This is a genomic window from Methanobrevibacter oralis (assembly GCF_001639275.1).
Lineage (GTDB): Archaea > Methanobacteriota > Methanobacteria > Methanobacteriales > Methanobacteriaceae > Methanocatella > Methanocatella oralis.
Window position 1 is genome coordinate 1 of the sequence record NZ_LWMU01000067.1, and the last position, 14,792, is coordinate 14,792.

Consider the following 14,792-nt stretch of genomic DNA (forward strand, 5'->3'; position numbering starts at 1 on the left):
ATATTATACAACCGAAAATCAGTTAATTAACTTATTTAAAGATAAATTTTATGAAATTATTGGCTTCAAATCATTTTATGAAAATTGGCTAAACCTATATGGTAAAAATTTTTAGAGAAAAACTATAATACGGAAAATAGTTTATTTTCTTGTTCATATTAATAAATTATTCTCCATTCTACTATTTATAAATTATTATTAAGTTTTTTAATTAATAACAAGTATTATTTCAAAGGTATAAAAATTAAAGTAATAAAATCACTTAAAATTAGAATTAAAACATTTTTTGTAAAAATTTTTTGCAAAGAACAATAAACATGTTAAAATCAAAAAATAAAGAATGAAACAAAATTATTTAACAAAAAAAGCAAATAACATCGATATTCACTTAAATTTTAATAGAGGGTTTCTACAAGGTTAAACAAATATAAAAAAGAGAAGTATTAGTATCTTAATGATAAAAGAAAGAAATATAAACACTATTGAAGATAAATTTATATATAAAGTTATTCAATTCATAATTACTGAGTAAAACAAATATTATTCTTGATTTTGAGTGTAAATAATAAAATTTTTTTATATGAATAATCAATAGAAATTTTTCTATAAATAAGTTATAAAATTTAACTAAAAAAAGAATTGGATTTAAATAAATATTAGGGTATTTTATGGAAATAATTGAAAAAAAAGTAGAGTTAATTGAATTATTTTATGATTTGATATTCGTTTATGCTATTTCTAGATTAACTTCATTAATTAATAATCCAATTAATGGTGGAATTAGCTTAAATACTTTTTTTTATTACATTATAAGTTTTTTTTGTGATTTTATAAGCATGGCTTTATTTTACAAACTATGTTAATAGATATGGTGAATGGAAATTTTATGATTACATAATTGCATCTATTAATATGATTGCTGTAATCTATATGACTAATACAATTAGTACTCAATGGAACAATATGGTTTTATCATTTAATATTGCAATGTTAGTTTTATTATTAAGTGTTGTTGTTTTATATACGATACAAGCAATAAAAGAAAAATCAATGCAAGGTGCAGCTGGTAATTCAATTAAAATTTTATTAATCATTTGTGCAATATATTTTTTAGCACTTTTTTGTATCTTATTTAACTTAAAAAATATTGTTATTTGGATTCATATTATTGCATGGATTCATGTTATTGCTGTATTAACAGGGGCTTTTTTACCTTTCTTTATTAAAGGAAAATTTGATAAAAACATTATAAATTTTCCACATTTAGTTGAACGATTTGAATTATTAACTATTATTACTTTTGGAGAATCTGTTGTTGGAATAACACATTTTTTTGATATTAATAATTTCGAAATTCTCCCTATTTTAATATTTTTAGTGGTTTTAAGTATGTTTGGTTCATATGTAATTCAAATACATAATCTCGTAGAACATCATAGAGTTGAAAGAAGCCTTAGATTAATGTTTAGTCATTATTTTATTGTTATTAGTATTAATTTAATGACAGTAGCTTTTGAATTAGTTCATAATGGTGAAGTTAATCATTTATTTTTATCAAAACTAATTATAATCTCATTAATTATTTTCTATATATCTATACTAAGTAATAAAGAATATTATCCAAAAAAAATAAAATTAACTCAAAAAAATATATTCACCATTATATTAATATTTATCATAGGTTCAACAACAATGTTATTATTTAGAGATAATTTATCTTTACTGTTGTTAGGAACTCTATTTATAACTTTAGGTAATTTTGGTGTTTTGTGGAAAAAATTTATTGAAATAAAATAATTTTAGGGGTCTGAATTTTTTAGTTCTCGAATAATTGTTGTATGGCTGATTTTGAGTGAAATCCACGTGATAATATCAAGATTAGTACTAATCAGCCCAATTTGGGATTGAAATAATCAAATAAAGGTAAAATTGGTGTGTATCTTATAGGTACTAATCTTGCAAAAACTGTTAAAACAGGTTATTATATGTTTTAGATGAACTTTAATAGATCTACGCCCTTCAAATGTAGATAGACTAATTAATATTATAAAAAAATTAATTGATGATGGAAATCCAGAATTATTATGATAAGATTGTTGATATGAATCTATATAGGGAATTAATGATGAAAAATTGTTGAAAAGAAGTTTTAGAAGACACAATAGCTAATAAAAATATTAAAACTGGATTATACTTAAAAGATATCAAATTTTAAAAAATAAATGTGGATTTAATTTAAATTTAATCCACCAATTTGTATTTTACTTTCTAAATTAATTTTATTATCAGATGTTTTATTTCCAATATACTCTGTATAATTAGCATTTTCTTTTAAGGTATAAGAAGGTCCAAACACTCCACCTAATCTTGTATGAGATTTTAAATCGAGGTTTTGTTCGTTTGGAATTATATTCATGCCTCCAATAACAATATCTGAAGTTATTTCGATTTTATTATTTGGGTTTCCAACAATATTTGCTCCACCAGTATTTATATTTGAATTAATTTTATTTACAACACCATTATCAAGTACAAAATCAGCTCCACCAAGTATAATTTTTGAATTAAAGATCTTTACATTTGCATTTGTAAAATTAACATCTAATCCTCCAAGGGCTATATCTGAATTAATATTATAAATGTATTTATCACTTAATTCAATATTAGTGTCTGATTTATTAGCATCAATATCAACATTTAATGTGCTTCCATTTTGAGTGTAGTTTACTTTTGCAGGATTATCAGAGTCACTTGTAATATTGTAAACATTACTGTTGTTTGTGAAATTGATTTTAACCCCACCAACTTCCTGTTTAATGTTTAAATTTACAATTTTCACTCCACTAATATTAGTCAAAGTGTTTTCTGTTAAATTTAATTGCTCGTTATTATTTTGACTTTTATTATTATCATTAACTGCACCTATAGTTACAGCACAAATTGAAAAGATTAATCCAATTATTATAATTATTCCTAGAATTTCATATTTGTTCATAAAAATAACCCCATTAAAATAATTACAACTAAAATCAACAATCCATAAGCTGAAAGGAATGATTTACCATATCCAAATTTAAATACACTATTTACCGCACTAATTGTTACAATCATTTTCCATATACCTACAAGAAATACTAAAGGTATAATTATCCATTTACCTGTAAGTACAGTAATTCCAGTACCAATAATTATCAATATATTCAAGGTATCTTCATAACACATTAAATTATATAATTGCCCAAATTCACCATCTACCTTAAATAGCATTGCAAAAATATAAGTTAAAAAACAATGTATTAATTTAGAAATAAGAGACCCAATTATTGAAGCAATTACAATAAATACAGTTATAAATGCACTTTTTGTTAGAATTCCTATAACTAGTCCTAAAATTGCCATATAAACTACTAATGAAAGAATGCCACCATAATCAGGATTTTCTATTTTTTCATTAAATAATTTATCTGGAATTATGAAAACTTTAGCGCTATTTGTGAAAAAATTTATTATTTTAGTTTTCATAAACCTATATATAATGTTTTATAACTTAAATATTTATTGGCTGATATTCATTCCTAGAAACTTATTATTAGATGGTATTGGATACCCCATAGTCAAATAACCTAAAAATTATTTTTTCATCTTTATTTTTAAGTATTCTTGTTAGATTGTTTTCTACATGATTTTTGTTAGATTTGTTGCTAATATTTCTGGTTCATATCTTGTTTCAACAATTTTTGCTGTTAAAATATCCTGAAATTAACATCTAAAAGCATGGACCCTCTTGTGCGAATTTTTATTTTAACAAGTTTATATCGCCAACAAGTTATTCCTATCTCAAATAAATTCATTCTATTCAATTGCATATTTTTCTGATATAAAACCATCAAATAGACTGAAAAAAATATTAAATAAATAACAATGGATTAAAGCAAAATAAACCAAAATGTATTTGTCAATTTGTTAGTTGATGAATAAATTTTTTTATTATTTTACTTAATTTTTGATAAAAAATTGAGTTTTGAAAATTTTTTTTACATAAATGAAAATGTTTTATAAGGTATATATATATTATGTTATCCTTTTTTTCTATGTTTAATGTAGTGTTAGAAATTATAATTCCATGATCAGAATCATATTTATTTATCGCATTTATTATCTGTCTTTTGGTTTTATTACCATGACCTACCTCAATAGGTATTGGATTTTCAAACTCTTTTTTAATTAAAAAATCAACTCCACCTTTTAATGAATCAAAAAAGACATCGAAATCAAAATGATTCTCATTATTTTTTAAATTGAATAATCCCGATGCTACCAAATTTTCTAATAAAATTCCGTCATATTCATCCTGATTCATTGGTGAAAATCCCCAATTCTTATTTATAGCATGTCTTAAACTAGGTGTTGCAAAATAATATTGCCATGATTTTTTTACTCTTGCATTAGGTCCGGAGTAGGGTTCATAATGAAATATCAAATGTGTTTTTTCAAGCAGTTCTAAAATAGTATTTACTGTACTTGATGATGATTTTATTAAATTTGACAATGTATTTTGAGAAATTTCACCAGGAACCTTTTGTGCTAAAAATTTTAATAAACGATAAGCATAATTCTCACTATTTTGATTAATATTTTGAATTGTTTTTAAATCTTTTTCAATGATACTATCTATTGAATAAAATAGTTTCTTTTGGATAGTTCTATAATTATTATCATTCATCACAGTTTACTTTGATCATATATTATTTTTCCAGTTAGAGACCAATTTTTATCAAATGTGATTCATCTATCAATAAGAAAATTTCCTTATTTAATGTCATTAGGTTATTTTGATGAATTTCAGTTATAAATTGGTTTATTGTTTCGAATATGTCGCATTGAGTTAATTTGTTTAATGTTTCACATGAAAAGTATAATATTTGATTTGCAGGAATTTATTTTTCTTTTAAAAGATATTCATATATTTGATATAAAATCGTCGTTTTGCCCACGCCTCTTAATCCAGGCAATACAAAATATCGATTTATATTATCTCCATTTAAAAAATCATCAATATGCTCTTTAATAATATGAAAGTCAGTCCTATGATTAAATTTTTTGTTTTTATAAGATAATTCCTCATTTAATATTGTAGGTAAGTCATTAATTTTACAAAAGATTTTATTAATTATGAAAATTGCAATGAATTAATAGATAGTGATTGTGGTTTAATTCCATCAGATTTTAAAGTAAAATCGATTGATGAAATTTCTAAAGAAACTGTTTGTGATAAAACGCCTTCAACAAAAAAAGAAGAGAGATGGAAGTACAACATTAAAATGAATTTTCAAAAATAAAACTTGCAATTCCACCTAAAAAAGCTATGGCTATGTTTCAATGATATAAAACCACTATTTGATGAAATAAGATCTAATCAACTTGAAATTATAAAATTTCAACAATAATAAAAAGAAGTTTTAAAAAAACAAATGAAAAATTAATGGATTTAAATTAAATTTAGTCCACCTGTTTGTATCTTGCTTTCTAAATTAATTATATTATAAGATGTTTTATTTCCAATACAATGAGTATAATTATTATTGATTTCAGAAAAATAAAAAAAGAGAGAATAAATAATTATTCTTCTTTATCCTCTTTAAATAGTTCAGCTATGCCTGCAACTGAACCCAAAACACCACTTGATTCAAATGGTAAAAATATTTTAGATGATTTTCCATCAGCTATTTTTTCTAATGATTCTAAATATTTAATAGCTATAAGACCATCATCAGGATTTCCCTCATGAATTGCAGCATATACTTTTTCAATAGCTATTGATTCACCTTCTGCTTTCAAAATTAAAGCTTGTTTATCTGCTTCAGCCATTTTTCTAATAGATTCAGCTTTACCTTCTGCTTCTAAAATAACTGCTTGTTTATCTCCTTCAGACTTTTTAATTTCAGATTGTTTGTAACCTTCAGCTTCAAGAATTGATGCTCTTTTCATTCTCTCAGCCTTCATTTGTTTACTCATTGCCTCTACTATGTCCTGTGGTGGTTCAATTTTTTGTATTTCTACACGAACTACTTTACTTCCCCACTTATCAGTAGCTTCATCCAATACTTCACGTAATTCTGCATTAATCATTTCACGAGAGGTTAATGTTTGATCAAGTTCCAAATCCCCAATTATATTTCTTAAATTTGTTTGTGCAAGTTTTGTAATTGCTTGGTAGAAGTTAACTACATTATAGGTTGCATTAAATGGATCTACAACTTCATAAAAGATCACACAATCAACAACAACCACGGTATTATCTTTTGTAATCACTTCTTGAGGAGGAACATCTACAACTTGTTCTCTTAAATCTACTCTTTCTAAATTTTCTAAAAATGGAATTAATACAACTACTCCACTTGAAACAGTTCTATTGTATTTTCCAAGTCTTTCAACAACTCCTTTTTCATATGGTCTTAAAATTTTAACATACTTTATAGCCATGAAAACTAAAAATATGATTATTATTATTGTCAATATCATTTAAAACATCTCTTATTTAACTATTAATTTAATGCTTTCTATTCCACATACCTTAACAGTATCTCCAACATTAACATTGTTTTTTGCATAAGCAGACCATTCTTCCCCACTTACTTTTACAATAATGTTTTCATCATCAATTTTGCGAATAACTTTAGCGTTTCTTCCAATTAGTCTTTCTGCAGTGGTTTTTTTATTGATTTCTGGTGTGACTTTAATTGCAAATTTTTTAGTATATACTAATAAAATTACTGATATTATTATAAAAGCTCCAAATTGAGTGGAAAAATCAAATTTGAAATAATTTAATATAGCTGCAACTGTTGAGCTTACACCAAACCATACTAAAATAAAACTACCTGTGAGTACTTCTAATAAAAAGAATGTAATAGCCAATATTATCCAAATAAAAATTTCCATTTTAATCACTTATTGATAGTTAATATATGATTATTAATTATATTATACTTAATTGTTTTTTAGGCACTTTCAAAAACTTATGTGATGGATTATTTTTTAAACCACACAAGTTTTTTAAAAAGAGCCATTTTTTAAACTATGTATGTGTGCATCAAATATGAAATTTATTCCATATCTAATAACCAATTTTATTTACAAAAAAGAAGCATTGATAATATTATGTACTTCATCAATATTATTAATATAAATAAGTGAAAAAATGATTAAATGGGTATTATAGTATTATTTTAAATCTTCCCCTATATTTCAATATTAATAATCATATGAAACTAGTCTTACAAGCATGAGAAGAACTATGATTTTTAATAAACATTATAATTTCTGAATTTTAAAAGAAAATGATTTAGCTCTTCATTAATTTGGTTTAAGCTAATAATTGGTTTATAATCTAAAAGAGCATTTAATAAGATAATAAGAGGAATTGCTTCACCTACCTTAATATTTGAAAGCTCAATGTTTTGATAAGATATTTTAAAATTACCATTTAAATGTACATCTATTTTAAGACCAGAGTTTATAAAGTTAAGTTCTTCTTTTTCAATTAGCTCTGATATTAACAATGTTCCCTCTTCAATATCACTAAATTCTACTTTTTCCTTATTTAAAAGAGGAGTTATAAAATCAAACTCGATATCATAATCATATTTAGAATAATTTTGTCTAAAATAACTATCTACCATTAAATAATTAATGTACAATTCATGATTATTAATTGAATACTTTTTATTATTTAAGATAAATTCCATAATTACACCAAAACACAATAATAACTATGACTTAATAAATATAAATATTTTAATTCATGAATTTTATATCATAAAATATAATATAAATAAAAAATAATGATTTAAATGATAGTAGGTGTTTTCATTGATAAGAAAAATACAAGTTTTATGGTATTTAAATAAAGAAGATTTTGAAAATTACTGTATCGATTTTAAGAAGTATGAATCTCATAAACTTGAAGGATATGAAATATGTGATGTTGATGAAGATTTAATCTATGATTTATGTGATATTAATCCCAATCAACTAGAGCCAATAGGTTATTTTAAAAATAAAAAAGAAATTGAAAATTACATAAGTGATTATATTACAAATAGCGAATTTGAATTAGAATTAAATTCACCAGAACTTAAAAATAAAATTAAAAAATCTATTGAAAAAATAAATTTTACCAATGAAGATTATTATATATGTATCGGCTCTGGAATTGGATGTAATGACAGTATAATAACAAATTGGTATGATTCACTTAAAAAAGAATATTCAAAAGCTTTAAAAGAAGACTTATGGGTTTTAAAAGTATGTAATTATGATCCATATAATTTAGCCTTAACTGGAAAAACATTAACTTATGTATTATCAGATATTTTAAATTTAAAAGAGTCTTATTTTGATAAATTAATTCCGAACAAAGGATCTATTAGTGTTGATGAATGGAATAATATTTTAGATAAAGTTTATAAAAAAAATAAGATATATTTAGGCCTTAATAGAGTGGTATAATAATTATGAATAAAGATATAATTGTTTATGATGCAGTTATCCAGGAATCAATTGAATTATGTAAAGTTAAACAAAATTATGTTATTACAAAAGATGAGCTATTAAAAGAAGCTTTTGATGAAATTACAAAGCTATTAAGTGATGATGAATTAATTAGCTATTATAATAAATACTTATCAAAATTAAGTAATTGGGATGTAAAATATAATTTAATTTTTTATGACTTTATATTAGATAAAAAAACAGATCACCTCAAAAAATTAGGAAAACCAGCGGAAATTTTACATGAATGTGATCGTGTTTGTGAATCAATAAGTCAGAAAGATTTAGATGAATATGAAAATTATAATCAAGATAATTCGAGAATTGAAAGGTTTCTACCATTTTCATATAAATATTATGATTTTACTGGATTATATGACATATTAGCTATACCAACACAAATAATTGCTTTAAAATCAAAAATTTTTAACAAATATTTAGATAAAAAAAATATGGACACTAATAGAACTAGACAGGATTGATGAATCTATTAAATCTGCATCTAAAGATTTCAATAAACAACTTATACTAGCCATTTCATATAAACGATTTAAAGTTGCACTAAAAATAACTGATAGACAACTCAAAAAAGCATATTCATCAAAAGATATGAGATATGTATTGTATGTAATTGCTAAAAAAGCAAGCATATTATATGATTTAGGAGAATATGATGAATTAATCAAAAATTTTATGATAAAGAAAAATCCAGATTTGACCAACCAAATATTTTAGAATTTGAAAAAATATGCATGTTGCTAAAAATAAATAGAAAAAAAGAAGCTCAAAGACTATTTGAAATATTTAATGAAATATATGATGGAAAAGCAAAGCTTTTTGTTAATTTTAGCATATATAATTTATCTACACTACCTATAGATGACTTTTTATAAAATTTAACCTCAAAAACTTCTTAGAATTTCTTAATTTAAATTCAATTTTATCAATAAAACTATAAATTAATACTTTTGATAGCAATTTACTAATTCTTCCATCAATATGACGAACTTCCGCTAATTTAGATAAATATCGTGTTTGAGAAAACATAAGACCTCTACATTATCAAATTGAATAACACGAGCATTTAATCAAAAGATTAGCTATTTAATAAATCAACCTTAGGTAAAGAATCTAAATTCATTAAATTAAAAATATATAAAGATTTATTTTTTAAAAAAAGAATAATAACTAGAATTTAAAAAGGAAATTCTAGTTTTAATTTAATTTATTTTATTTTTTTTCTGAAAATATTTCCTGTAATAATAAATATTGCCATTAAAATCATTATTAAAGGATTACCTGTACTTTCTAAAATTGTTGAAGTATTATTTGGGTCTTTATGAATAACTGGATTTGTATGATTATCGTGTTTTGGAGGTTTAGGAGTTATGTTTTCTTTTTTAATTACTTTAACTGTAAAATTATCCTCATTGTTTGAGGAATTAGTATCATTTACAGTATTGTTTATAGAAGCTATGTTAGTATAATTACCAATCATAACTGCCTTTGTAATTATTTTTAAGATTACTTTTTCTCCTTTTGACATATTTCCAATATTCCATTTTCCAGTATTTTTGTTATATGAACCCTTGCTTGCGGAGCTACTAATGTATTTAAATCCTAAAGGTAATTTATCAACAACATAAGCATCTACGGCCTTACATGGTCCATTATTTATGATTTTAATAGTCCAAATAACTTTATTTCCAATATAATATATTTTTTTATTAGAGTATTTAGTGATTTTTAAATCAACTATTGGATTTACTTTAATGGTTTTATTAGCCTTATTGTTGGATTTATTAGTGTCGTTACTGGTAGTATTAACTGTAACAATGTTAGTTAGATTACCTAACTTTAACACAGAGGTAACCATAGTTAAAACAGCAGACTGACCATTATTTAAAGTACCAATAGTCCACAAACCAGAAACATGATCATAAGCACCCACACTCACAGTATGACTTACATACTTAAGACCATCAGGCAAAACATCCTTAACAAAAACATCAGACGCATTACCCGGACCTTTATTAGTAACAGTAACAGTCCAAACAACATTATCACCAACAACACAAAACAAGTGATCAACAGCCTTAGTAATAACCAAATCAACTGCATTAAACACTTCAGTAGTATTATTAGCAACATTATTAGACTCATTAGTATCATTACTAGATGTATTAACTGTAACAATGTTAGTTAGATTACCTAACTTTAACACAGAGGTAACCATAGTTAAAACAACAGACTGACCATTATTTAAAGTACCAATAGTCCACAAACCAGAAACATGATCATAAGCACCCACACTCACAGTATGACTTACATACTTAAGACCATCAGGCAAAACATCCTTAACAAAAACATCAGACGCATTACCCGGACCTTTATTAGTAACAGTAACAGTCCAAACAACATTATCACCAACAACACAAAACAAGTGATCAACAGCCTTAGTAATAACCAAATCAACATTTGTTGATATCACAGTGGTTGTTGCATTTGCTTTATTATTTTTAGTATTATTTTCAGTTATACTAGAATTAACTAAAGCAAAATTTGTAATACTTCCTGCTTTATTTGTAGTAGTAATAATTTTTAAAGTTACATTAGTACCATTAGCCAAAGTTCCTATTGTCCAAATTCCAGTTGTTGGATTATAGTCCCCTCCAGAATCACCACTAACATAAGTAAGACCGTTTGGTAAAGTATCATTTACATAAACACCATTAGCATTAGCTGTACCATCATTATATACAGTAATTGTCCAAATAATGTTTTCACCAATGTTAATTGGACCTTGATTACTTACTGTTTTAGTAATACTTAAATCAAGACCTTTAACAATTATAAAAGATTTATTATTAATTTCAGTATAATAATTATCTTCTGGATGAAAAGCAAATACTTCATATTTACCTATTTTTAAATTTGAAGCATTCAAATAAACATATCCTTCACTATTAGTTAAAAGAGATTCTGTTATAGCTATTTCTCCAGTTTTATTATTAATTATATTAATATTAATAATTTGATTGTCTTCCCAGTCATATTGATATGGTAAATATACACCAGTCACACTTGAAGTATCATTTATAGGACCATTTTTTGGATTTAAATAATAACTTGGAGTTGATACTATATTAGTAATATCATCAAAACCTCTAAATAAATATGTGATATTATTTATCAAAATAGAATTTATACCTGCAGCATTATAAATTGCATTAGCAATATTGTCTCCACCTTTAATGCGAACAGTAACATTACTGTATCCTCCACTAAATATTTCTTGTGGAGTTACATTAATTGATAAAATATAAGACCATGCTTGGTTTTTATCAAAAATACTATCATGAACTTTTAAACCAGTACTATTAACATAAATTGCTGATCCATTACGAGCTTTATTGTAATAAAACTTACCTTGAATATCTGATGAAGTAGAATTAACAAATATTCCCCCACCATAACCAGCAGTTCCATCTTTTAGATTTTTAGCTGTGTTATTAAGAAAAGTGGTGTTTTTAATAGTTGAAAATTTATCATTAATGTAAATTGATCCACCATTATATGCAGTATTATTAAATGTAATAGTGTTTTCAATAAGAGCATTACTTCCAAAAATATATATTGCACCACCATATTTAGTAGCAGTATTATTTGATAGAGTTACATTTTTTATAGTACAATAATCACCAACTATTGAAATTCCACCACCCATACTTGCATTATTATAATGAAATATAGTGCTTTCAATTAAGGTATTACTTTCACTGTATAAATCTATTCCTCCGCCTCTTTCAGCTTGGTTATTAAATAATTCAGTTTTGGATATTGTTACTTTAGAGTTTGTACTATCACCATAATAAATGTGAATACCTCCCCCTTGAGAACGGTCATATTCACCATTAGGACCTGGTTGTTGACTAGGATCATATTCACCTTTAGCAACATTATTAATAAAACTACAATTACTAATTTTTATTTCAACACTGCCTAAATCATTTGAGCAAGTTAAATCAATACCTCCACCATTACCATCTGTTGCAGTGTTATTAATGAAAGTATCATTATCAAGATTAAACGAACCTCTTAAAGCTCCACCATAGGGTGCAGTATTATTATTAAACTTAGAATTCGTAACATTTACAATAGAAAAACCTGCCCATATTGCTCCTCCACCAAAGTCAAGATTATGACCACCTTGAAGTGCATTATTATAGTTAAAAGTACAATTATCCAATAAATTATTTGAACTTCTAATAAATAAAGCTCCACCAGCATAGATAGCAGTGTTATTATTAAATAATGTATTTTTAATTAACATGTCATTAGAATTCCAATCAGCAAATAATGCTCCACCGTTATCAGCAGAATTATTATATAAAATAGAATTTTTAATTATTAAATGTTTTCCTGATTGATCAACGAAAATAGCGCCACCATTTTTAGCATGATTACTCTCAAAAGAACAATTAAAAATTATACAATCCTGTGTATTAACATAAATTCCAGCACCAGCATTTTCAACTGTATTCTTTTTAAAAGTACAATTTTCAATTAATGTATTAAAACCAGATAAATAAACAATACCATTAGCTGCATTATTTTCGATGAAATTACAATTAGTAATTTTAGAATTAGGACCTTCTAACTTTATTGCAGCACCACTACCATACCAAATTCCTTGATTTTCAGTGAAATTACAATTATTGATAATTGTTCCATTTGCATTACTATTTGCAGATATTCCTCCACCGTTTTGACCTTTAGATTTTTTAATTGTACAATTTTCAATTAAACAATTTGGAGCAGTAATAATTACTGATTCAGCAGGATTAATCTGTGAACCACTATGAGTTAATATCAGATTTGTTAAAGTAATGTTATTATCATTTAAACTGAATATTTTTGCTAAATTTCCATCTAAAGTAGATGTTGCAGTGGGATTACTAATACTTCCTCCAGAAATCTTTATATTAGGAGTATTAACATTGATTATATTAGGATATCCCCAAGGTTCCCATGTACTTATTAATGATTTATTTCCAATATAAAGTACATCTCCTGGATTAAGTTCATTTATTTTTGTTTGAAGTTGTTCAAAAGTACTTCCTTCAAATTCATAAGAATTACCCAAAATATCCTTTGAATTATCAATTCCAAGCAATTCTCTATTATTCGACAAATCATTACAAAGATCTGATTTATCAATAGCATCTAAACCTATATTTGATTCCTCAACTATTAACATATCAGAATCTGAAGTAGTTATATTTTCAGATGAAATTGATGTAATATAAATGTCTTCATTATCCACAGCAGCTACAAAGCCACTTGTGCATAATATTATTAAAATCGTTATTACAAAACAAATTTTATTAAATTTTATCATTCAAAACTACATCATTTATTATTTTTAAACAGATATTATATATAATTATTGTTTATTGAATGTTTAATAAAATAAGAATTATTACTAAAAAATATAAACAAAATATAGTGATATTAATAATTTAATGAAATTATTTTAGGGTCTGATTTTTTTCGTTCTCGAATAATTGTTGTATTGCTGTTTTGAGAGGAATCCTTTAGGACTCCTAAAAATACATTTAAATATACTGTTTTTTCAACTGATTTTGATGTATATTTCTGTATTTCTTTAATATTAAGTCTTTGTTTGAGTAATTTGAAAAAATCTTCTATTTTTCCTCTGATTGGTTTGAATTTTTTCCAATTGTCTAATTTTTTAAATAATTCATATTTTAAATGGTTATAAAATCTTTTTTCGGTTATTATTTTCTTTGTTTTGTTAAAAACTTCTAATAGATAAGATATTATGTTATCGAGCTTTGTTATGTTGAAATTGTCTTTTGGAAACATTAAAGGGTAATTTTAAATGAAAATATGGAGTTTAGTATGGTTTAAATTGTAAAATAAAAAACGTTAATAAAAAAAGATATCACAATTCAAAAAGACAGAGTTCGAAAAGATGATAAAAAAAGACAAAAAGATAATACTTACAAAAAAGAATTAAAAAAAGAATTAAACAAAATAAAAGCACAAAGAAGAAAATACATTAAAATACTGAAAGAAAATGACAAATTATAGTTAATTACTAAACTTTTGATATAAATGTTTCACACCAATGTATTGTAATATTGTTCTTTTCAATATTTTCATTGAAGGTTTTTTTGACTAGTTCTTTTAGATGTTCTCTGGATTTTAGGTTT

General features: G+C 24.5%; 11 protein-coding genes and 1 pseudogene. 4 read left to right on the forward strand and 8 right to left on the reverse strand.

The window, feature by feature from the left end:
* The first annotated feature begins 668 nt into the window (after nucleotides 1-668).
* Nucleotides 669-863: a hypothetical protein gene (locus MBORA_RS05465; protein ID WP_063720352.1), complete on the forward strand. Its 195-nt coding sequence runs from the start codon at nucleotides 669-671 to the stop codon at nucleotides 861-863.
* Nucleotides 864-894: 31 nt separating this feature from the next.
* Nucleotides 895-1,797, forward strand: coding sequence for a low temperature requirement protein A (locus tag MBORA_RS05470; protein ID WP_332870911.1), 903 nt, complete (start codon nucleotides 895-897; stop codon nucleotides 1,795-1,797).
* A gap of 433 nt (nucleotides 1,798-2,230) precedes the next feature.
* Here the strand turns inward: MBORA_RS05470 and MBORA_RS05475 are convergent, their stop codons facing one another.
* The 6 genes from MBORA_RS05475 to MBORA_RS05500 all read right to left on the reverse strand — a co-directional run bounded on the left by MBORA_RS05475 (nucleotide 2,231) and on the right by MBORA_RS05500 (nucleotide 7,748).
* Nucleotides 2,231-2,995, reverse strand: a complete 765-nt coding sequence (locus MBORA_RS05475) for a hypothetical protein (RefSeq protein WP_042692242.1) — start codon at nucleotides 2,993-2,995, stop codon at nucleotides 2,231-2,233.
* A complete protein-coding gene (locus MBORA_RS05480) occupies nucleotides 2,992-3,522 on the reverse strand; it encodes a YIP1 family protein (protein ID WP_042692239.1) in 531 nt (176 codons plus the stop codon). The genes MBORA_RS05475 and MBORA_RS05480 overlap by 4 nt, the downstream gene beginning before the upstream one ends.
* A 433-nt stretch (nucleotides 3,523-3,955) precedes the next feature.
* Complete coding sequence (locus MBORA_RS05485) at nucleotides 3,956-4,723, reverse strand: DUF4143 domain-containing protein (protein ID WP_042692236.1); 768 nt, start codon at nucleotides 4,721-4,723, stop codon at nucleotides 3,956-3,958.
* 896 nt (nucleotides 4,724-5,619) lie between these two features.
* On the reverse strand, nucleotides 5,620-6,522 hold the full coding sequence (locus tag MBORA_RS05490; RefSeq protein ID WP_042692233.1) for an SPFH domain-containing protein: 903 nt from the start codon (nucleotides 6,520-6,522) through the stop codon (nucleotides 5,620-5,622).
* A 12-nt stretch (nucleotides 6,523-6,534) separates the two neighbouring features.
* Complete coding sequence (locus MBORA_RS05495) at nucleotides 6,535-6,942, reverse strand: NfeD family protein (protein WP_042692230.1); 408 nt, start codon at nucleotides 6,940-6,942, stop codon at nucleotides 6,535-6,537.
* Nucleotides 6,943-7,304: 362 nt separating this feature from the next.
* Entirely contained in the window at nucleotides 7,305-7,748 is a 444-nt protein-coding gene (locus MBORA_RS05500; protein WP_042692228.1) for a hypothetical protein, read from the reverse strand.
* Between the two features lie 115 nt (nucleotides 7,749-7,863).
* On the opposite strand from MBORA_RS05500, the gene MBORA_RS05505 reads away from it, so the two are divergent.
* The gene (locus MBORA_RS05505; protein ID WP_248845834.1) at nucleotides 7,864-8,511 is read left to right on the forward strand and encodes a hypothetical protein; all 648 of its coding nucleotides are present in this window, start codon (nucleotides 7,864-7,866) and stop codon (nucleotides 8,509-8,511) included.
* A gap of 5 nt (nucleotides 8,512-8,516) precedes the next feature.
* Nucleotides 8,517-9,035, forward strand: a complete 519-nt coding sequence (locus MBORA_RS05510; protein ID WP_063720354.1) for a hypothetical protein — start codon at nucleotides 8,517-8,519, stop codon at nucleotides 9,033-9,035.
* Nucleotides 9,036-9,778: 743 nt separating this feature from the next.
* Here the strand turns inward: MBORA_RS05510 and MBORA_RS05515 are convergent.
* Together MBORA_RS05515 and MBORA_RS05520 are read right to left on the reverse strand one after the other, a co-directional pair.
* The gene (locus MBORA_RS05515; protein WP_063720355.1) at nucleotides 9,779-13,954 is read right to left on the reverse strand and encodes a right-handed parallel beta-helix repeat-containing protein; all 4,176 of its coding nucleotides are present in this window, start codon (nucleotides 13,952-13,954) and stop codon (nucleotides 9,779-9,781) included.
* A gap of 130 nt (nucleotides 13,955-14,084) precedes the next feature.
* Nucleotides 14,085-14,448 (reverse strand): annotated as a pseudogene (locus tag MBORA_RS05520) (IS5/IS1182 family transposase); the annotation flags it as partial.
* Nucleotides 14,449-14,792 lie beyond the last annotated feature (344 nt).

Coding starts and splice junctions, on each gene's coding strand:
- MBORA_RS05480 (WP_042692239.1), bottom strand. CDS start 3,522: ATGAAAACTAAAATAATAAATTTTTTCACAAATAGCGCTAAAGTTTTC.
- MBORA_RS05510 (WP_063720354.1), top strand. CDS start 8,517: ATGAATAAAGATATAATTGTTTATGATGCAGTTATCCAGGAATCAATT.
- MBORA_RS05500 (WP_042692228.1), bottom strand. CDS start 7,748: ATGGAATTTATCTTAAATAATAAAAAGTATTCAATTAATAATCATGAA.
- MBORA_RS05485 (WP_042692236.1), bottom strand. CDS start 4,723: ATGAATGATAATAATTATAGAACTATCCAAAAGAAACTATTTTATTCA.
- MBORA_RS05515 (WP_063720355.1), bottom strand. CDS start 13,954: ATGATAAAATTTAATAAAATTTGTTTTGTAATAACGATTTTAATAATA.
- MBORA_RS05475 (WP_042692242.1), bottom strand. CDS start 2,995: ATGAACAAATATGAAATTCTAGGAATAATTATAATAATTGGATTAATC.
- MBORA_RS05490 (WP_042692233.1), bottom strand. CDS start 6,522: ATGATATTGACAATAATAATAATCATATTTTTAGTTTTCATGGCTATA.
- MBORA_RS05465 (WP_063720352.1), top strand. CDS start 669: ATGGAAATAATTGAAAAAAAAGTAGAGTTAATTGAATTATTTTATGAT.
- MBORA_RS05495 (WP_042692230.1), bottom strand. CDS start 6,942: ATGGAAATTTTTATTTGGATAATATTGGCTATTACATTCTTTTTATTA.